15 protein-coding genes are annotated in these 19,676 nt (G+C 42.6%); 9 read left to right on the forward strand and 6 right to left on the reverse strand.

Translation table 11 applies throughout. The features are described 5' to 3' along the window. Positions 1–99: 99 nt before the first annotated feature. Entirely contained in the window at positions 100–831 is a 732-nt protein-coding gene (locus HWQ58_RS27465) for an MBL fold metallo-hydrolase (RefSeq protein WP_292869973.1), read from the reverse strand. Positions 832–1,024: 193 nt separating this feature from the next. Here HWQ58_RS27465 and HWQ58_RS27470 point away from each other — a divergent pair, with 193 nt between their 5' ends. Then, positions 1,025–2,548: a site-2 protease family protein gene (locus tag HWQ58_RS27470; protein ID WP_292870528.1), complete on the forward strand. Its 1,524-nt coding sequence runs from the start codon at positions 1,025–1,027 to the stop codon at positions 2,546–2,548. Positions 2,549–2,583: 35 nt separating this feature from the next. Here HWQ58_RS27470 and HWQ58_RS27475 read toward each other — a convergent pair whose 3' ends face one another. From HWQ58_RS27475 to HWQ58_RS27490, 4 genes are all read right to left on the reverse strand, one after another. After that, the gene (locus HWQ58_RS27475; protein ID WP_292869976.1) at positions 2,584–3,840 is read right to left on the reverse strand and encodes an FAD-dependent hydroxylase; all 1,257 of its coding nucleotides are present in this window, start codon (positions 3,838–3,840) and stop codon (positions 2,584–2,586) included. A 275-nt stretch (positions 3,841–4,115) separates the two neighbouring features. Continuing rightward, a complete protein-coding gene (locus HWQ58_RS27480; protein ID WP_292869979.1) occupies positions 4,116–4,994 on the reverse strand; it encodes a peptidoglycan recognition family protein in 879 nt (292 codons plus the stop codon). A gap of 132 nt (positions 4,995–5,126) precedes the next feature. Further along, entirely contained in the window at positions 5,127–5,252 is a 126-nt protein-coding gene (locus HWQ58_RS27485; RefSeq protein ID WP_292869982.1) for a hypothetical protein, read from the reverse strand. Positions 5,253–5,288: 36 nt separating this feature from the next. After that, positions 5,289–6,494: a leucine-rich repeat domain-containing protein gene (locus HWQ58_RS27490; protein ID WP_292869985.1), complete on the reverse strand. Its 1,206-nt coding sequence runs from the start codon at positions 6,492–6,494 to the stop codon at positions 5,289–5,291. Positions 6,495–7,146: 652 nt separating this feature from the next. Here HWQ58_RS27490 and HWQ58_RS27495 point away from each other — a divergent pair. Continuing rightward, positions 7,147–7,863, forward strand: coding sequence for a GUN4 domain-containing protein (locus tag HWQ58_RS27495; protein ID WP_292869988.1), 717 nt, complete (start codon positions 7,147–7,149; stop codon positions 7,861–7,863). Between the two features lie 427 nt (positions 7,864–8,290). Continuing rightward, entirely contained in the window at positions 8,291–8,380 is a 90-nt protein-coding gene (locus HWQ58_RS27500) for a nuclease A inhibitor family protein (RefSeq protein WP_292870531.1), read from the forward strand. Between the two features lie 63 nt (positions 8,381–8,443). Here the strand turns inward: HWQ58_RS27500 and HWQ58_RS27505 are convergent, their stop codons facing one another. After that, positions 8,444–9,073 carry a DUF4126 domain-containing protein gene (locus HWQ58_RS27505; RefSeq protein ID WP_292869991.1) on the reverse strand — a complete coding sequence of 210 codons (630 nt, stop codon included), beginning with the start codon at positions 9,071–9,073 and terminating at the stop codon, positions 8,444–8,446. Positions 9,074–9,491: 418 nt separating this feature from the next. On the opposite strand from HWQ58_RS27505, the gene metH reads away from it, so the two are divergent. The 6 genes from metH to HWQ58_RS27535 all read left to right on the forward strand — a co-directional run bounded on the left by metH (position 9,492) and on the right by HWQ58_RS27535 (position 19,670). Further along, positions 9,492–13,013, forward strand: coding sequence for a methionine synthase (gene metH / locus HWQ58_RS27510; RefSeq protein ID WP_292869994.1), 3,522 nt, complete (start codon positions 9,492–9,494; stop codon positions 13,011–13,013). 354 nt (positions 13,014–13,367) lie between these two features. Beyond that, positions 13,368–14,009, forward strand: a complete 642-nt coding sequence (locus HWQ58_RS27515; protein ID WP_292869997.1) for a methyltransferase domain-containing protein — start codon at positions 13,368–13,370, stop codon at positions 14,007–14,009. Between the two features lie 222 nt (positions 14,010–14,231). Then, positions 14,232–16,220 carry a molecular chaperone HtpG gene (gene htpG, locus HWQ58_RS27520; protein ID WP_292870000.1) on the forward strand — a complete coding sequence of 663 codons (1,989 nt, stop codon included), beginning with the start codon at positions 14,232–14,234 and terminating at the stop codon, positions 16,218–16,220. 156 nt (positions 16,221–16,376) lie between these two features. Beyond that, positions 16,377–16,613, forward strand: a complete 237-nt coding sequence (gene rpmB, locus HWQ58_RS27525) for a 50S ribosomal protein L28 (protein WP_292870003.1) — start codon at positions 16,377–16,379, stop codon at positions 16,611–16,613. 1,040 nt (positions 16,614–17,653) lie between these two features. Further along, the gene (locus HWQ58_RS27530; RefSeq protein WP_292870006.1) at positions 17,654–17,929 is read left to right on the forward strand and encodes a hypothetical protein; all 276 of its coding nucleotides are present in this window, start codon (positions 17,654–17,656) and stop codon (positions 17,927–17,929) included. Between the two features lie 172 nt (positions 17,930–18,101). Beyond that, a complete protein-coding gene (locus HWQ58_RS27535; RefSeq protein WP_292870009.1) occupies positions 18,102–19,670 on the forward strand; it encodes an HlyD family efflux transporter periplasmic adaptor subunit in 1,569 nt (522 codons plus the stop codon). The last annotated feature ends 6 nt before the right edge of the window (positions 19,671–19,676 follow it).

The following is a 19,676-nucleotide window of genomic DNA, read 5'->3' on the forward strand; positions in this document are numbered from 1 at the left end:
CCTGCTCCCTGCTCCCTGCCCCCTGCCCCCTGCCCCCTGCTCCCTGCTCCCTGCCCCCTGCCCTAAAAGCGATGGGATATTTTTATTATTTGGAAGTCCCTAAAGGGGTTGTATCCCCAACAAAGCTGGTAAATCCAGAGAGGCGAGGTGTTGATAAGCTCGATCTATGAGCCGCTTACCTCTAAGAAAGCCTGTATTAGCTCCAGGACAAATATACTGGAGAGTTTCTGGTGTAAAACGTTCTAACAATAATCGAAGGCTCTGAATTTGTCTTGGCCAGTGAAAGGTTTTAGCTGTCCGTAATGGTACTGCTTGACCATGCGGGTTAGGGAGTAAATGGCGACCAGAGAATAATATACCTCCAAGTTCACTGTAGTAGAGACATGATGAGCCAGGAGAATGCCCTGGTGTCCAAATTACTTGTGTTGCGGTATCAAGATTAAATTCTTGCCTAAAGGTAGTTACGGTTAAGCCTGGTAATAAATACGCTTCTTGCTCTTGAATCAGCACCTCGCAGCCAAAGGCTTGCTGAAATTCAGCAGTCTTGCCAATGGCGCTGCGATGGGTGACAAATAACCAACGCACGCCTCCATGCGATCGCAAAAAATCTTGATTTGTTTTTTCTAGTGCAGGGCAATCTATGAGGATATTGCCTTCATTTCTTACAATAAAATAAGAGGTTCCCCCAAATGTGTCCCGATTGGGTGGAAAGGCAAAAATACTCTCTTGTGCGAAGTTCGATTGCAGAGAACCTGTGCTGAGAACTTCGTCAGGGAAGACAGCCCGTGGCGGCTTAGTTGTATGACTTGGCTGTTGAGGTAAAGGGCACATAATCAAAGAACCGAAACTGAGGAGTCGTGGACAATTTGATTACAGTGCGGAAATTCTCAAGAATTGAAACTTGAGCGTTAACCAGCACTGTTAACCGTTGTGAAAAAAATTGGGATTTGAGGTCTGCCTTGTAGTTAATGCTATGGTGCTGAAGCTACTGGTGGGGCGTTTTGTTAAAATTACTGAAGATAATATGGCATTTTGGTTTCTGTTTATCCTGCTGCTGGGGCTAGCTACTTATCTAATGGTGCAGCGCAGCGTTGCTCGCATCACCCGCACACCAGTATGGTTGTTGTGGCTGGTTTTAATGACACCAGCATTCCTGTTGAGTGGATGGACGCTAATCTACGGTACGAAACAATCTCCACCGCCAGGGCTGATCCTGTGGTCGGTATTTGTCTGCACAGTCTTGTACTGGGTATTGTTTCAATGGGGGCGTCAAGTACCAAGAGATACACAGACCAACGAAGCCCAAACCCAAGCCTCAGAATCGCAGCGGACTATCCAGCCTACCCCAGAACCAATAGTGCGTCCCATTGAACCAACAGAAGAAACCAAACTACGAAATTGTTTTCCTTGGTCTGTATACTACGTTCAAAATATTGAGTATCGACCACAATCTGTGATTTGCCGGGGTCAGTTGCGAACTAAAGCCAGCAACGCTTACCAGCAGATTAAAACTAATATTGAAGCACAATTTGGCGATCGCTTCTTGCTAATCTTTCAAGAAGGTTTCAATGGCAAACCTTTCTTTGTGCTGGTTCCTAACACTCAAGCTGCGAAACAAACAAATACACCACGACGCAACCAAGAACGGTTAACTCGACCAGGATTAGCGCTGATGCTACTAGCAGCTACTTTGATCACTACTACCTTGGTGGGAGTGCAAAATGCTGGTGTTACTCTGCCGCCTATCTGGCAAATTGGATCTTTGTTTAAACTTCTATCTAATTCAGATGTCTTATTCAAGGGATTGCCTTATGCTCTAGGACTGATGACTATTTTAGGCATTCACGAACTTGGACATTATTTGACAGCTAGATTCTACAAGATTCGCTCGACGTTGCCTTACTTTATCCCCGTACCTTTCTTCTTGGGAACATTTGGCGCATTTATTCAGATGCGTAGTCCCATTCCCAACCGCAAAGCTTTATTTGATATTAGTATCGCTGGGCCACTTGCAGGTTTTGTTGTCACCTTGCCATTACTAATATGGGGTTTGGCTCATTCTGATATAGTTTCCCTGACTGAAAAAACCCAACTTTTAAATCCTGATGCCCTCAATCCCAAGTATTCAATTTTACTGGCGCTACTCTCGAAGTTAGCTTTAGGAAGTCAGTTAACAGCAAAATCAGCCCTTGACTTGCATCCAGTTGCAGTAGCAGGTTTTTTAGGACTAGTTGTCACGGCATTAAATTTAATGCCTGTGGGACAATTAGATGGAGGTCACATTGTCCATGCGATGTTTGGACAACGAACTGCGATCGTAATTGGTCAAATTGCTCGTGTGTTGTTGCTGTTACTTTCTTTAGTTCGAGAAGAATTTTTGGTGTGGGCGATTATCTTATTATTTATGCCGTTGATTGATGAACCTGCACTGAATGATGTCACTGAATTGGATAACAAACGTGACGTTTGGGGGTTACTGGCAATGGCTTTGTTGATTGTAATTATTCTGCCATTACCGCAGGCGATCGCTAACTTTTTGCAAATTTAATCAAGTAAACATATCAGTGATCGCGTTCTCAAGCTTTATCGTTTTGCTAATTCTGGAGTCCGCCCCTTTAAGCCAATCATCAATTTCAGCATAAATACTTTTAATATAGGTACTCGCTGCAATAACCATAAACCCAGACGACGAACCACCACCACAGGGAAGAAATTATTAGAGAACATCCGATCTAACAAATCGGTAAAACCTAAAATCGCCAGATTCTCTAACTGGCGCCAGCGTTCATAACCTTTGAGAATCTGAATATCGCCAATATCTTTACCCGCCTTATGCGCGGCTTGAATTACTTGCGCCAAAGCTGCGGCATCCCGAATACCCAAATTTAAACCTTGTCCGCCGACGGGATGGCAATTGTGCGCCGCATCACCAATTAATGCTAGTCGAGGGAGAACATAGCGATCGCTTTGCATGAGTTGCACTTGAAAAACAAAGCGATCCCCTAGTAATTCCAGTTTCCCCATTTGATCGCCATAGCGGCGGCTTAGTTCTGCCAAAAATTGCTCGTCATTTAAAGCACACAAAGCTTTTGCTTCTTCGTGGGGGGCTGTCCAGACAATGCGGCAACGGTTCCCCGGTAAAGGTAAAATCGCAAAGGGGCCGCTAGACCAAAATCTTTCGTAAGCCGTGTTATTGTGGGATTTTTCTGGTTTGACAATGGCGACAATGCAAGATTGCCAATATTTCCAGCCAGAGGTTTTGATTCCAGCCGCTTGCCGAATTGGCGATCGCGATCCATCTGCTGCTACAACTAATTTGCTCTTGACTGTCTTTAGTTGATCGGCAATTTTAATATCAATGGCGACTATATTCTGCTGGTACTGCGTATTTACCACTTCCGCCGGACACAAATAAGTCACATTTGGACAATCTTGGACAAAATCTTGCAACGGCTGCAACAGCGCTTGGTGTTCCGCCACATAACCCAACTCTGCTGTATTTATATCATCTGTGGTAAATTCCACCACATCAGGATAATCGGCATCTGAAAGACGAACTCGGCAATACTTGGCGATTTGCGGCAGCATTTTGTCCCAAACGCCAATTCCTTGATAAATTAGCGACGAAAGCTGATGAACTGCATAAGCTTGTCCCTTCGCTACCGCCACTGATGTCAATGAAGCCTCAATCAGCAAGATACTCAAGCCAGAATCTTTTAAAGCAGAGGCTAGAGTTAACCCAATAATCCCACCGCCGACAATTGCCAAATCATATTCATATCCCCGCTCATTTGGCGGTGTTGGTTGAGGGGAAATTTGCTCAAGCTGCGTTGGGGTCATTATTAAGTTAGGTTACAGCGTCTAACTCTTATTTTGACGCGATCGCGCCTCCTTGAGCAACTTTAAAAGCTAAACTAAGTACAGCATTTCATTAATTCGTAGCGAATTCTCTGCGTGACTCTGCGCTTACCTCTGCGCCCCTTTGCGTTTAAATTTCAACCCTCAATTCGCCACGATTTTACGCAAAGCTGTACTAAGCATTTCTTCTCTCTCTTGCTTCTATTCCTTTGCGTCGTTTGCAGTTCGTTTCTTCTTAATTTTGCAAAAACCCTGAATTATTTGCTGACTCGATAGATTGGTCTAACCTGACGATAAGTATTAAGCAAGCTGAGAAATTTCTGACCATCAAAATTTATCGGGTCAACTTTTTTACCAGAACGGTCTACTAAATGGTGCGTAGTGATGCGATGATCTGGGACTTGACTTTGAGCAATTAACCAAGCAAGAGAATGATATTGAGCTTCCGTGTAGCCGCTATGGGTTTGTTGGCTGCTAGCGTCATAACTATCTGGCGGTGTTTCTAAAGAAACGTGATAAGCAAAATTATTCACAGACGCTGGCAAATTCGGATTAGTCTGCACAGTTTCCACTCCCTCGGAACTCTCAAATACTGAGTTAGCCGCACCAAAAGCCCGCTTTTCTGGCGGTACTAGATAAACCACTGTTCCGTCTAACTTGACTAAAGCATGGTAACTTGCTTGCACACTTTCATCAGTATGGGCTACTTGAAAGAAATTAACTGCGCTAGAAGCAGAATAACCAGTTTCATGGAGGACGATAATTGGTTGATTGTGGAGAGTTACGCCGTTAACATCTTGAACGTACCGTTCTCCATAGTTACTTGGATCAACCGAAGCAACTTGATAATTAGGTCTGTACTGTGCAAAAGCTTGAGTGGTTACATACTTTGCTACAGATTTGTTAGTCTTGACTGGGGACTTGATAACATTTTGAAATTTCTTCTCTGGCTCTTTCGCTAATTGGAATTGCGCCTGAGGATATTGACTGAAAGCTGTAACCTGTGGATTGGATGTACGGGATATTGTCGGATTGTTGTGTAATTTTGTTGCTCGTCCAATTAGCAGCACTACTATTAGAGTGGCGAACATCAGCCAGATTAGTAGCACTCTAGTCACCCAGTCTGTAAACTTCATTTTTCTAATACCCGTAAAACCGTAGATATTAATTTATAGCTAAACTGGCGTGTCAGTCGTAGAGGCGCACTTCTGTAAACCCCTACCGCTTATGGTATCCAAATAATAATCGCTATAATACCTTAATTCTAGTCAAATATACCTTGATAATCCCTGCAATAGTTCTGTTAAAAGCCATTTAATTTCAATGCCGTGGGTAGTGGATTCGTGGGTGTAAAAATCTTCATCGTATAGCGCTCTTAATGATGTTTTACCCACATCCCCTTCACCAACGACTAGCAGTTTAGAAAGATATTACTCTTTAGCTTCTAACCTGGCTCGAAGATAAGTCAAAATTGCCTCCGTTCCCTGCTCAACAATTTCAAGCGGCGGCGAGCTTAATTGTGGATTGTTATCGAGGAATAGAATTATCAATTTGGAGAGTTGGCAGATTTCTGGCGGCAGGCTGCTGAGTTGATTATTAGCGAGGTATAGCATTGTCAAGTTGGAGAGTTGGCAGATTTCTGGCGGCAGGCTGCTAAGTTGATTGTTATAGAGGGATAGCTCAGTCAAGTTGGAGAGTTGGCAGATTTCTGGCGGCAGGCTGCTGAGTTGATTGTTATGGAGGGATAGCCAAGTCAAGTTGGAGAATTGGCAGATTTCTAGCGGCAAGTTGCTGAGTTGATTGTTATCAAGGAATAGCCAAGTCAAGTTGGAGAGTTGGCAGATTTCTGGCGGCAGGCTGCTGAGGTGATTGTTATCGAGGGATAGCTTAGTCAAGTTTGAGAGTTGGCAAACTTCTAGCGGTAGGCTGCTGAGTTGATTGTTATTGAGATATAGCGTTGTCAAGTTGGAGAGTTGGCAGATTTCTAGCGGCAGGCTGCTGAGTTGATTGTTATCAAGGGATAGCCAAGTCAAGTTGGAGAATTGGCAGATTTCTAGCGGCAGGCTGATGAGTTGATTGGCAGAGAAGTCTAGCCTTGTTAAGTTGGAGAGTTGGCAGATTTCTGGCGGCAGGCTGCTGAGTTGATTGTTATTGAGGGATAGCCAATCCAAGTTGGAGAGTTGGCAGATTTCTAGCGGCAGGCTACTGAGTTGATTGGCAGAGAAGTCTAGCCTTGTTAAGTTGGAGAGTTGGCAGATTTCTGGCGGCAGGCTGCTGAGTTGATTGTTATTGAGGGATAGCCAAGTCAAGTTGGAGAGTTGGCTGATTTCTGGCGGCAGGCTGCTGAGTTGATTGTTATTGAGGGATAGCCAATTCAAGTTGGAGAGTTGGCAGATTTCTAGCGGCAGGCTACTGAGTTGATTAGCAGAGAAGTCTAGCCTTGTTAAGTTGGAGAGTTGGCAGATTTCTGGCGGCAGGCTGCTGAGTTGATTGTTATTGAGGGATAGCCAAGTCAAGTTGGAGAGTTGGCTGATTTCTGGCGGCAGGCTGCTGAGTTGATTGCTATCGAGGTCTAGCACCGTTTCCTTTTCCCTGGCAGCTTGTTCAATAACTTGCAACAATTCTTCGTTTGTCATCTGCAAATCTCACCAACTCTGTAGCGATATTTACCAGATTAGTGTATTGCAGGTTATGGAGAATGGGGCTAGATTAATGTATTCTATCTGCGTAGAAACGGCTGTAATATTTAAATTAGCAGGGTGCATAGGCATAGCCCGTTGTAGACATGGCATCCCTTGCAATAACATTCACTCATCCACGAGTATCAAAGACTCATTCACGAGTATCAAAGACTCATCGGCGAGTATCAAAGACTCGTTCACGAGTATCAAAGACTCGTCGGCGAGTATCAAAGACTCATTCACGAGTATCAAAGACTCGTCGGCGAGTATCAAAGACTCGTTCACGAGTATAAAAGACTCGCTCACGAGTATCAAAGACTCGCTCATGAATATCAAAGACTCGTCGGCGAGTATAAAAGACTCGCTCACGAGTATCAAAGACTCATTAACGGAGTTCAAAGGGTGCGTTACGCTTTCGCGCTAACACACCCGAAGATCGCTTTATAATTGCGATCGCAGATTCTTGGTTCTACACCATAGTGAAGTGACACAATGGTCTATAATCCAGATAAATAAGCTTTATAACTCTTCAATCTTGTTGAGAATCAGCCGATTCGTGACAAAGCGGCTATTGTCTTTACTCAATAGTTTAACGATAGACTAAGGTATGAAAAAAAAACGAATTCGGCTTGGAGTTGTTGTTTTACTTTTAACAGTCATAGGAACAATATTTCTAGGGGCATTAACTAAAAGCCCATTTGAAGAAATGGGAACAGAAGTTAAAGCTGTACAACTGCTGTCGAAAAATAATACAGAATCAGAATTGAGAAAACAGGTTAAGAAACCTCTTACTGAAGATTTATATGTTCAGCTTGAGAATTCTTTGAAGTCTCAAAATTGGTTAGCAGCAAATACCCAAACATCCCAACTGATGCTCAATATTGCTAAAAAAGAAAAAGAACAATATTTAACTCCTGACGATATTAATAGTTTTTCTTGTCGAGACCTGCAAAGACTAGACAGACTTTGGGTCGCCAATTCACATAACCGTTTTGGGTTTAGTGTGCAAAAGGAAATATGGATTAAACAGGGAAATCCACTCGATATAAAAGCAAACCCTGCGATAGTTGAGTCGCGAGAAAATGATTATAAAACCTATTTACGGTTCGCTAAGTCAGTTGGGTGGGCGTCGGTAAAAGACAATGAAACGACAAGAGGCGAGTACATTGGTATCGACGACTTAACTTCACGTATAAAAAATGATCCAAATCTGAGAGGGAGCTTACCAGTCTTTGACACAGATCGTATTGCATATACATTTTGGAGAGGGTGGATACGTTGGACTTACCGTCTTCTCTTGCGTTCGCGTGAGTGCGGCTTGTAAAGTCTACCCTATAAGCGTTTCCGAATTTTTAATTATTACAGCACTTTTTATACGACAGAATCAGCATTCTACAAATCCAACGACAAAAGCTCGACTACCTATGCTGCTCAAACTGCTCTGATCTGCCCCAAAGCAGTTTTTTGTTATTGTATTGTTAAAAGTGGATTCTTGCACAAGTACTAACATTAATTGAACCGCGTGTGGTCAGTTCATTCTCGTCAAACACTACCCTTTTCTTTGGGCAACCAAATCCTTTAAACATAGCTGTAGTTAGTAAACGCTATTTTCTGCCCAAAATAAATACAGCGATCGCGCTTTCCCGTAAGAATAAGAATAGCATAATCAATTACAAAAGCAAGATGTTCCTAAATTTCAACGACTTGTGCAAACCCTTCGAGACAATCTCAATGCAGTTTAAGTTTATCGTATTGCACAAACAAATATTGATGTTTATATTGTTGGAGAAACTCCAGATGGTGGTTTAGCTGGAGTTGCAACAAAGCTGGTCGAAACTTAGTATCTCTTACAGAATTTTATCTTTTCTAAATCAATTTAAATTGCAGCCTGTTTATATAAATACTCATCCCAATTCTCTTGATGGAGAGACGGTTTCGTTAGTTTGAGAAGATGGTTTATTGAAGAAGAAATTCCAGATTCTTTGAATAGCTATTATTAGAAAACCAATCACAATCACTCCTGCTACCACTGGGAAAGCTAGCGCCAGCACAGATAGTGCGATTGCCATGATCAACTCAATGGTTGACACAATAGGATTGGTTAATCCACCTGAAACGCCTGTAGAACTTATCCGCAATGTATTCGTTAATCCCTGAGTTAATCCTGCGGTTCCACCACCTGCAATTAAAGCTAACGTCCATTGCACCAGTGGATTCATCTCTGGAGCAACAGATGCTGTTACAATTGTCCCGGCGATAAATGCCGCAGGTGTGGCAACTATATCCAGCAGATGATCCAACCAAGGAATGTAATAACCAGTAATTTCCAGCAAACAAGCGACGGCAAATACAATTACAGCTTGAGGTGTTTCCAGCCAATCAAAGTTAGTTGGCAAATCTAAATGTCCAAAAACTGAAGCCACACTCAATACTAGCAGTGGTACAAATACTCGAAAGCCAGCCGCCGCGCTCAAACTAATCCCCAGTAATAATTCAATAAATGTATTTAGATTGAACAAAGAATTTAAATCCATAGTAAGACTCAAGTTATACTCCTGATGTTTTTTCCATCTTTGAGCTGAACTGAGTGACAACTCTCAGCTGTGATCCCAAGATAAGAAACTTGGCGAAAAGATTTCATCTGACTATGTGTAGAATCAGTGAAACCCCACCTATGTCAATTTGAACAATAGTGAAGGTCATTCGTACACTAGTTGACCGATTCAGAACTTTTCATACCAGTCGCCTTAAGTCGGCCAGTTTGAGGTAGCACGCTGAAATCTTGATTCTGCCGTCGCCAACCTTGATAAATCAGGTCAAAATGAGCGGATGGTGAGTTTCAGCAAAACAGACTTTATTAAAAGATGCCGAAAATATCACAATTTGGGAAAATAATAAAGTAAGTGGAGTATCACAAGACTCACTTGATTTCCTTATTTCTTCTAGGAAAATATGACTCATTCTTTCCTTGAACGCCTGCGTAGTCCAGATAGCCCAGTCCTCGTCTTCGACGGGGCGATGGGAACCAACCTGCAAACCCAAAACCTGACAGCCGAAGATTTCGGCGGCCCACAGTATGAAGGTTGTAACGAATACTTAGTCCACACGAAACCCGAAGCTGTCGCTAAGGTTCACCGCGACTTTCTCGCTGCTGGTGCTGATGTCATTGAAACGGATACCTTTGGCAGTACGTCCCTGGTGCTGGCAGAATATGACTTGGCAGACCAAGCCTACTACCTCAGCAAGACAGCCGCAGAATTGGCGAAGCGCGTCGCTGCGGAATTTTCCACGCCAGAAAAACCCCGGTTTGTGGCAGGTTCCATCGGCCCGACAACCAAACTCCCTACCTTGGGACATATTGACTTTGACACCATGAAAGCTACTTTTGCTGAACAAGCAGAAGCCCTGTGGGATGGTGGTGTCGATTTATTTCTGGTGGAGACTTGCCAAGATGTGCTGCAAATTAAAGCGGCGCTGAATGGAATTGAAGAAGTGTTTGCCAAAAAAGGCGATCGCCGGCCGTTGATGGTGTCTGTGACAATGGAAAGCATGGGCACAATGTTAGTGGGTTCGGAAATCAGCGCTGTGCTGACAATTCTGGAACATTACCCAATAGATATTCTCGGTCTAAACTGTGCCACAGGCCCAGACTTGATGAAACCACATATCAAGTATTTGGCAGAACATTCGCCTTTCATTGTTTCCTGTATTCCCAACGCGGGTTTACCTGAGAACGTCGGCGGTCAAGCGCACTACCGCCTGACCCCGTTGGAATTACGGATGGCGCTGATGCACTTTGTTGAAGATTTGGGTGTCCAAGTGATTGGGGGTTGCTGTGGGACGCGTCCAGAACACATTCAACAATTGGCAGAAGTCGCTAAAGACCTGAAGCCAAAAGTTAGACAGCCAAGTTTAGAACCAGCAGCAGCATCAATTTACACCACTCAGCCCTACGACCAAGATAATTCCTTCTTGATTGTTGGCGAACGTCTGAACGCCAGTGGTTCCAAGAAGTGCCGCGATTTGCTAAACGCGGAAGATTGGGATGGACTGGTTTCAATGGCGAGGGCGCAAGTAAAAGAAGGCGCACATATCCTTGATGTCAACGTCGATTATGTGGGACGCGACGGTGTACGGGATATGCACGAATTAGTTTCGCGCATTGTTAATAATGTGACATTGCCTTTAATGCTTGACTCCACCGAATGGGAAAAGATGGAGGCAGGTTTAAAGATTGCTGGTGGTAAGTGTTTGCTGAACTCTACCAACTACGAAGATGGGGAACCGCGCTTTTTGAAAGTATTGGATTTAGCGAAAAAGTACGGTGCTGGTGTAGTCATTGGTACTATCGATGAAGACGGGATGGCGCGGACAGCAGACAAAAAATTTGCGATCGCAGAGCGTGCATACCGTCAAGCTGTAGAATACGGCATACCTCCCACAGAAATATTCTTTGATACCCTCGCGTTACCAATTTCCACCGGGATTGAAGAAGACCGAGAAAACGGTAAGGCCACAATTGAATCCATTCGGCGAATTCGTGAAGGATTGCCTGGATGTCATGTGATTTTGGGTGTTTCCAATATTTCCTTTGGTTTAAATCCAGCGTCGCGCATGGTGCTGAACTCAGTGTTTTTGCACGAGGCGACGACGGCGGGAATGGATGCAGCCATTGTCAGCGCTAACAAAATTTTACCGCTTTCCAAGATTGAGGAACGCCATCAAGAAATCTGTCGCCAGTTGATTTATGATGAGCGGAAATTTGAGGGTAATGTTTGCGTTTACGATCCCTTGGGAGAGCTTACTACAGTGTTTGCTGGGGTAACGACAAAACGCGATCGCTCTTTAGATGAAAGTCTCCCCATTCCAGAACGTCTCAAACGCCATATCATCGACGGCGAACGCATTGGCTTAGAAGAACATCTGAAAAAAGCCTTAGAAGAACATCCCCCCTTAGAAATTATCAACACCTTCTTGCTAGATGGCATGAAAGTTGTCGGGGAATTATTCGGTTCTGGACAAATGCAACTACCCTTCGTCTTGCAATCTGCGGAAACCATGAAAGCGGCGGTGGCGTTTCTAGAACCGTTCATGGAAAAATCAGAATCAGGCAACAATGCCAAGGGAACCTTTATCATTGCCACAGTCAAAGGCGATGTCCACGACATTGGTAAAAACTTGGTAGATATCATCTTGTCCAACAATGGCTACAAGGTGATTAACTTGGGAATTAAACAGCCAGTAGAAAACATTATCAACGCTTACGAACAGCACAAAGCTGATTGTATTGCCATGAGTGGTTTGCTGGTAAAATCCACCGCCTTCATGAAAGAGAACTTGGAGGTATTCAACGAAAAGGGAATTAGTGTCCCCGTAATTTTAGGTGGTGCGGCGTTGACTCCCAAGTTTGTCTATGAAGATTGCCAAAAAACCTATAAAGGTAAAGTTGTTTATGGCAAAGATGCCTTTTCTGACTTGCACTTCATGGATAAATTAATGCCAGCAAAAGCTGCTGATAACTGGCAAGATTTGCAGGGATTTTTGAATGAAATCGAAACCGCTGAAGTTTCGACTAATGGTAATAAAGAACCAGTAACCACAACTCCTAAGGAAACAGTATCTACTGAACCAAAAGAAGTAGATACGCGGCGTTCTGATGCTGTGGCGATAGATATTGAACGTCCCACACCGCCTTTTTGGGGAACGAAGTTATTGCAGCCTAGTGATATTCCCATCGAGGAAATATTCTGGCACTTGGATTTACAAGCTTTAATTGCTGGACAGTGGCAATTCCGCAAACCAAAGGAACAATCTAAGGAAGAATATCAGGCTTTCTTAGCTGAGAAAGTCTACCCAGTTTTAGAAACTTGGAAACAGCGAATTATTGAAGAGAATCTGTTGCATCCCCAGGTGATTTACGGGTATTTCCCTTGTCAATCTGAGGGGAATTCTCTACATGTATGGAACCAATCACAGCAGGTTACAACTTTCGAGTTTCCCAGACAGAAGTCTTTAAGGCGGCTGTGCATAGCAGATTTCTTTGCACCGAAGGAGTCGGGAATTATTGATGTCTTCCCAATGCAGGCGGTGACTGTAGGGGAAATTGCCACAGAGTTCGCCCAAAAGCTGTTTGCTGCCAATCAATACACCGATTATCTGTATTTCCACGGCATAGCGGTACAGGTAGCGGAAGCTGTAGCTGAATGGACACACGCTAGAATTCGCCGAGAGTTAGGTTTTACTGCTGATGAACCCGATAATATTCGGGATATATTAGCACAACGCTATCGTGGCTCACGGTATAGTTTTGGGTATCCAGCTTGTCCAAATATTCAGGATCAGTACAAACAACTGGAGTTATTGCAGACTGACAGGATTAACTTGTATATGGATGAAAGCGAACAACTTTATCCAGAACAGTCTACCACTGCGATTATTGCTTATCACCCATTAGCAAAATACTTTAGCGCGTAGAATCCTACTCGTTAACCCAATACGCTAGGTGTTAGTGATATTTTGCCCTGGAAAATCCCCCTTCAAAGCCTCTCTCCTTCTAGGCTAAGGTGTACACACAAGTCCTTCTCACCCCCTCTAACTCCCCCTTAGTAAGGGGGAGAACCGGATATTTCCCCCCAAAGCATCGGGGGGTTTAAGGGGGGTAAATCCAAGGTTTGGGCTTCATTACCAAGATGGTGTACACCGTAGCCTTCTAGGAGATGTATTGTATATAAACGAAACAAAGTACTGTTACTTTCATGATTTTTCCGGGAATCCTGTAGTTGTATACGCACCAAATTTATTAATCTCTCAGCTTAGGTAGGCTTATTTATGCAACTCATCAGCTCGTTAGATATTAGAAATTCAGAATATTTATCAAAAAATCGCCTCATCAGTTACCATCACCAGTTGCGTCTAATTTTTTCGTTGGGTAATCAGGTAAAAAACGTTCTGGAAATTGGGATTTTTAATTCTCTGTTAACAGACATCTTGAAGAATAATGGATACAACGTCTCCACTGCTGATGTTGACTCCAGCCTCAAGCCAGAAATAATTTTGGATTTGACTACAGATTTTTCATTACCAAAAGATAAATTTGATGCGATTGTCCTGTTTCAAGTGCTGGAACATTTCCCCTACCCTGAGTCAGAAAAAGCATTGAGAAAACTTGCCAAAGCAACTAAGAAATTTTTGGTGATTTCGATTCCCTATTGCACTCAATACCTCTCGATTCAGGTGAAAACCTCTTTCTCTGGTAGACCAAGGTATTTACTATTCAATGTCCCAAAATTCTGGAGTACAACGCCAGTCTGTGACGAACACTGCTGGGAAATGGGTTTGAAAGGTTATCCTAAAAAACGGATTTTAAACTCTGTTGCCAAAGCTGGGTTAACAGTTAAGCAAGAATTTATCGATCCCAGTTATCCATACCACTATTTTTTGGTGTTGGAGAAGAATTCTAGTAATACTTAAACAGCAATCTATGGGGAGTCGGGAGTCGGCAGTAGGGAAATCCGAATCAGAAAATGGTGGTAAACAATGCTCAAAAAAGGTGCGGTCGCTTAAGTTATGCTTTTAAAATCCTAATTAGTATCATACCCTTCTATGTTCTCCGGGTTTATCCTGGAAAACAGATGGCTAAGTTGTATTACCTACTATCATCGTTTCAGATACTAACATCGAAAACTACCAATTATGCTAGAACAAGGCACTATCAGTATTCATACTGAGAATATTTTCCCGATCATTAAGAAGTCGCTTTACTCAGATCACCAAATCTTCTTGCGGGAACTGGTATCCAACGCTGTAGACGCCATCCAAAAGCTGAAAATGGTATCCCGCGCCGGAGATTATGCTGGAGATATCGGCGAACCAGAAATTGAACTTGCCATTGACAAAGATAAGAAAACCCTATCCATCTCCGATAATGGTATCGGGATGAGCGCAGATGAAGTTAAGAAATATATCAATCAGGTTGCCTTCTCTAGTGCTGAAGAATTTATTCATAAGTATGAAGGCAAATCAGATCAACCGATCATCGGTCACTTTGGTCTTGGTTTCTACTCTTCCTTCATGGTGGCACAAAAGGTAGAAATTGATACTTTATCTTATCAAGAAGGGGCGCAGGCGGTTCACTGGTCTTGTGATGGTTCCCCAGCATTCACCCTAGAAGACTCGCCCCGAACAACTCGCGGTACTACTATTACTCTCAGCCTACAAGGAGAAGAAGAGGAGTTTCTCGAATCAGCACGGATTAAGAATCTTGTCAAGACCTACTGCGACTTCTTGCCAGTCCCAATTAAACTGGACGGTGAAGTAGTAAATAAGCAAAAAGCGCCGTGGCGAGAGTCTCCGAGTAATCTTACTCAAGAAGATTATTTAGAGTTTTACCGCTATCTGTATCCTTTTCAAGAAGAACCTTTGTTATGGGTACATCTAAATACAGACTATCCCTTTATCATCAATGGGATTTTGTATTTCCCGAAAATGAAACCGGATGTAGATGTTACGAAAGGGCAGATCAAGCTATTTTGTAATCAAGTTTTTGTTAGCGACAACTGCGAAGAAATTATCCCGCAATTTCTGATGCCGATGCGGGGTGTGATTGATAGCACCGATATTCCCCTAAACGTATCGCGCAGTGCCTTACAAGGCGATCGCACCGTGCGGAGAATTGGCGACTACATTGCCAAAAAAGTGGGCGATCGCCTTAAAGAACTTTTCCGCGATAACCGCGAACAATACATTAGCGCCTGGAAAGACCTCGGCACTTTTGTAAAATTCGGCGTTCTCAACGACGAGAAATTCAAAAAGCAAATCGAAGATATCATCGTCTTCCGCACTACCGCCAAGCTGACAGAAAAAGTTGCTGCTGAAACGCCAGTGGTTGAAGTCCAATCTTCAGACGGGGATGCTTGGCAAGATGTCACTCCTTCACCCAGTTCTGAGAACTCAGCACCCAGCGCCCCATATACTACGCTGAAAGAGTATCTAGAACGTAACAAAGAACGTCACGAAAACCGGGTTTTCTACAGCACCGATGGAGCAACCCAAGCTACATACATAGAACTGCACAAAAATCAAGGCTTGGAAGTCCTGTTTATGGACTCCTTCATCGACACCCACTTTATCAACTTCCTAGAGCGGGAATATCAGGATGTCAAGTTTACGCGGGTAGACTCAGACTTAGATAATACCCTGCTAGAGCAAGACAAAGCTACGGAAATTGTTGATCCCAAGACGAACAAAACTCGGAGTGAGACGATCAAAGAGTTATTTGAGAAATCCCTCAACAAACCCAAACTCAACATCCGTACCGAAGCTTTGAAATCAGACGATCCTCAAGGGACACCTCCTGCGATCGTGCTTTTACCAGAGATTCTCCGCCGCCTGCGGGAAATGAACGCCATGATGCAGCAGCAGTCAGCAGAGTTTCCCGAAGATCACATTTTGCTGGTGAATACTGCTCACCCACTGATTCAAAATCTGGCAAATATTAACCAAGGTAGTATCATTCAAGGTGACGGTGAATCGTCTACAGATCAGTTAGTCAACTTGATTTGCCAACATGTCTACGATTTAGCGCTGATGTCTCAGAAAGGATTTGACGCTGAGGGAATGAAATCCTTCGTCGAGCGTTCAAATGAGGTACTCACCAAGCTGACGGAACAAGCAAGTAAATAGTGCTGAGTGGGAAGTTAGGAGTTAGGAGTTAGGAGTTATTTCTCCCTTGCTTCCCCTGCTTCCCCTGCTCCCCTATCTCCCTCATCTCCCCACTTCTGTTGCCTAAGACCTAAAATGGAAAGGTTGTATTAAAATAACAATCTGGAGATACTTGCTATGTCCCGTCGCTGTGAACTAACTGGTAAAAAGGCAAATAACGCTTTTTCTGTTTCCCACTCTCACCGCCGTACTAAACGCCTTCAGCACGCTAATCTGCAAAACAAACGTGTTTGGTGGGAAGGCGGAAATCGCTGGGTGAAATTAAAGCTGTCTACCAAAGCAATCAAAACCTTACAAATTAATGGGTTAGAAGCAATGGCAAAAGAAGCTGGCATTAACCTAAATCATTACTAAGCAATGTGGATTTCATAACCCAAAACTTTCGCAAGGTGAAATGTTAGGTGATTCATAGGGGTGCATAGCCAGCTGTGCGCCCCTTATGTTTATTACATCTTCAGTAGCAGGTAAGTTTTTTCACGCAATCTTAAGAACTGCTGAGGGGTTTTCATTGCATTGTTGTGCTGAAAATCTAACTGTAGAAATACCTTGTTACGGGCGATCGCCTCGCCTATGATACCATTTCACAAAAAATCTGATACAGATGTAACCTCTGAAAGCTTTGCTGCATCTAAGTTTTTTAATTGCGAATTGCGAATTGCGAATTGTGAATTGGTATGAGTCGGTTAATGGTAGTTACACGACATTAGAAAAGTCCTCGCTTCCGTCCTCCAGTAGGTGAACTGCTCTCACACAGATGGAAGAGCGCGAGGATATTTATTTTGAACTATTCAAGAAATTTCAGGTTACAGCGACCCCAAGACGTTGCAGCGTTATCTGGAGGTCACGCCAGAGCAGAAGCGTCAGGTAGTTTCGGTGATTGGGTTCTAACAAACTCAAGTACTACTCTTAGCCTATCTTGCCCCTGATATCAGCTATGCTATATCTACGCCAATTGATACCTGCTTAGACAATCAATTTCAGGGGAAATAGGTAGAAACAATTTAGAAAGTTTATTAATAACTTTAAAGAAATCCTGTAATACTATAACTAATTCATGATTCTTTTATAAATATTGTTTAAATATATAAACACGTCAAAAATCTTGCATATTGAAAGCTTGATAGTTCTAGTGATAAAGGCTATATACCCGATTAAATTATAGATATTTACTTACTAAACTTAGAGCAGAAAAATGAGCCAGATAAATACTGAATAAAGAGCCAAAAAGTTGTCATGGTGGCTGCTATCTTTCAGAATGTAAATTGTCAAGTCTGTGCAGATACATTATTTGAGATTAATCTAATTAATAGTTAGAGCCAAAAAATTATATTTTTCCTGGCTCAATACCTAACAAGTAAACTTTTGTATTTTTTGATTTTGGAGAATAACTAAACATGTCTATAAACAAAAATGAAAGCTTGACAATTGAAAACCAAGAAGAATTGTTTGAAGTCTTATCAGATGAATGCTGCGAACAATTAACAGGAGGTAAGAGTTGGTGGAAGAAAGTTACAAAAACAGTTTCACATGCCACAATAAAAACTTTGAATAATGCAGGCAGCGCAGTGACTCAGGCCGGAGGCATGACAGCACTTGGACTCTACACAGCAGGTGAGCTAGCTTTAGAAGCAACTGGAATGGTGGGAGAAAACCAAATAGACGGAAATTAGACTAACAAAACTTAAACAACTTATCTACCTTATTTCTCAACTCTAGCCGAGAAATGCAGTTACTCAAGCTCTGCCTCCTTCAAACAACTAAAGGCAGAGCTTTTTGCTTACTACACTTCAAGTACAACTGCAAATTTTATAACTTCTCAAACTTTTCTTCTTCTACTTAACTATGACTAATGTCGATATCTCTCTCGTCCCAAATTCTTATTCCTTACCCAAGGTAGAAAAAGCAATACCTCACCCAGAAGGAATTAATCTTAACTCTCTAGCTGCTGCTACTCCAGAAGACTTTTTACCTCCTATCGGTAAATGGACAACTATTGGCGGTTTGGTACTTATAGCTACCTTTGTTGCAGGCGTTACCCTTGCAAGTATCCTCAAATATAAAACCACAGTTAAAGTAGCTGCTACCATTCGTCCAGCTGGAGAACTGCGCTTAGTACAAGCTGCAACAGAAGGGATAGTAAAAGATATTTTAGTAAAAGGAAATCAGCAAGTTAAACAAGGAGATATCATCGCTATACTTGATGGCTCTCGCCTACAAACTAAGAAAAGTCAACTTCTTGGGAATATTCAACAAACTACCGTTCAATCAACTCAAATAACTGCTCAAATTTCTGCTTTAGATAGACAGATTCAAGCAGAAAGTGAACTAACAAACCGTGCCACATTTGCTGCTCAAGCTGAACTGCAACGCACTCAAACGGAATATCGCAATAGTCAAATTAGCACCACTACGGAAGTAGAAGAATCAGTAGCTAACTTAAAATTAGTTCAAGATGATTTAGAAACAGCCAAAGCAGAATTAAAGTCGGCTCAAGCGAATTCACTTGCAACCCAAGCTTCATTCAAAGCAGCGATCGTCAAAAGCGATCGCTATAAACCGATAGTCAAATCTGGTGCGCTTTCTCAAGACGCATACGAAGAAGTAACTCTCGCAGTTCAACAACAACAACAAGCACTCTTATCTCAATTGGCAATAGTAGAAGCTCACAAGCAAACTGTAAAAAAGCAACAAAGAGCTGTTGAAGCAGCCCAAGCAAGGTTAAACAAAGCCAAAACTACCCTTAACTCTATAGCAGGAGTGGCGATCGCTCGTGAAAGAATCGCTCAAGAAAAAGCTAGAGGGGGAGCAACTTTATCTAGACTTCAGCAAGAAAGAGAACAGCTTATTCAACGACAAACAGAATTAGAAAACCAATTAAACAGCTTCAAAAAAGAACTCAAACAAATAGAAATTGAACTTCAAAATATCATAATTCGTGCTTCTGCCTCTGGCACAATAGCACAACTCAATCTACGAAATATCTCTCAAGTCATTGCTTCTGGAGAGATGATTGCCCAAATTGCTCCTAGTGAAGCACCACTGGAAATCAAAGCCGATATTCCTTCTGAGGAAATCAGTAAAATTCGGCTGGGACAAAAAGTGTATATGCGCGTATCTGCTTGTCCATATCCCGACTATGGCTCTTTACAAGGTACAGTGAGCAGCATTTCTCCAGATGCAATAGAACCTCAATCTAATTTAAATTCTTCTAACTCTTCTTTAGGGATGGGGGGAATTTCACAAGCAGGTAATTACAAGGTGAATATTAAACCAGAAAACTATATATTGAAGATTGCAGGGAAAGAATGTGCTATCCAATTAGGAATGGAAGGAAGCGCTGATATTATCTCTCAAGAGGAAACTGTATTGCAATTTATTTTGAGAAAAGCGAGATTAATAACGAATATATGATAAATA

Origin of the sequence: Nostoc sp. LPT, assembly GCF_017115165.1 — a bacterium.
In the GTDB taxonomy this organism is placed as follows: Bacteria; Cyanobacteriota; Cyanobacteriia; order Cyanobacteriales; family Nostocaceae; genus Nostoc.

Coding starts and splice junctions, on each gene's coding strand:
- HWQ58_RS27470 (WP_292870528.1), top strand. CDS start 1,025: ATGGCATTTTGGTTTCTGTTTATCCTGCTGCTGGGGCTAGCTACTTAT.
- metH (WP_292869994.1), top strand. CDS start 9,492: ATGACTCATTCTTTCCTTGAACGCCTGCGTAGTCCAGATAGCCCAGTC.
- rpmB (WP_292870003.1), top strand. CDS start 16,377: ATGTCCCGTCGCTGTGAACTAACTGGTAAAAAGGCAAATAACGCTTTT.
- HWQ58_RS27490 (WP_292869985.1), bottom strand. CDS start 6,494: ATGACAAACGAAGAATTGTTGCAAGTTATTGAACAAGCTGCCAGGGAA.
- htpG (WP_292870000.1), top strand. CDS start 14,232: ATGCTAGAACAAGGCACTATCAGTATTCATACTGAGAATATTTTCCCG.
- HWQ58_RS27475 (WP_292869976.1), bottom strand. CDS start 3,840: ATGACCCCAACGCAGCTTGAGCAAATTTCCCCTCAACCAACACCGCCA.
- HWQ58_RS27465 (WP_292869973.1), bottom strand. CDS start 831: ATGTGCCCTTTACCTCAACAGCCAAGTCATACAACTAAGCCGCCACGG.
- HWQ58_RS27495 (WP_292869988.1), top strand. CDS start 7,147: ATGAAAAAAAAACGAATTCGGCTTGGAGTTGTTGTTTTACTTTTAACA.
- HWQ58_RS27530 (WP_292870006.1), top strand. CDS start 17,654: ATGTCTATAAACAAAAATGAAAGCTTGACAATTGAAAACCAAGAAGAA.
- HWQ58_RS27480 (WP_292869979.1), bottom strand. CDS start 4,994: ATGAAGTTTACAGACTGGGTGACTAGAGTGCTACTAATCTGGCTGATG.
- HWQ58_RS27505 (WP_292869991.1), bottom strand. CDS start 9,073: ATGGATTTAAATTCTTTGTTCAATCTAAATACATTTATTGAATTATTA.
- HWQ58_RS27535 (WP_292870009.1), top strand. CDS start 18,102: ATGACTAATGTCGATATCTCTCTCGTCCCAAATTCTTATTCCTTACCC.
- HWQ58_RS27515 (WP_292869997.1), top strand. CDS start 13,368: ATGCAACTCATCAGCTCGTTAGATATTAGAAATTCAGAATATTTATCA.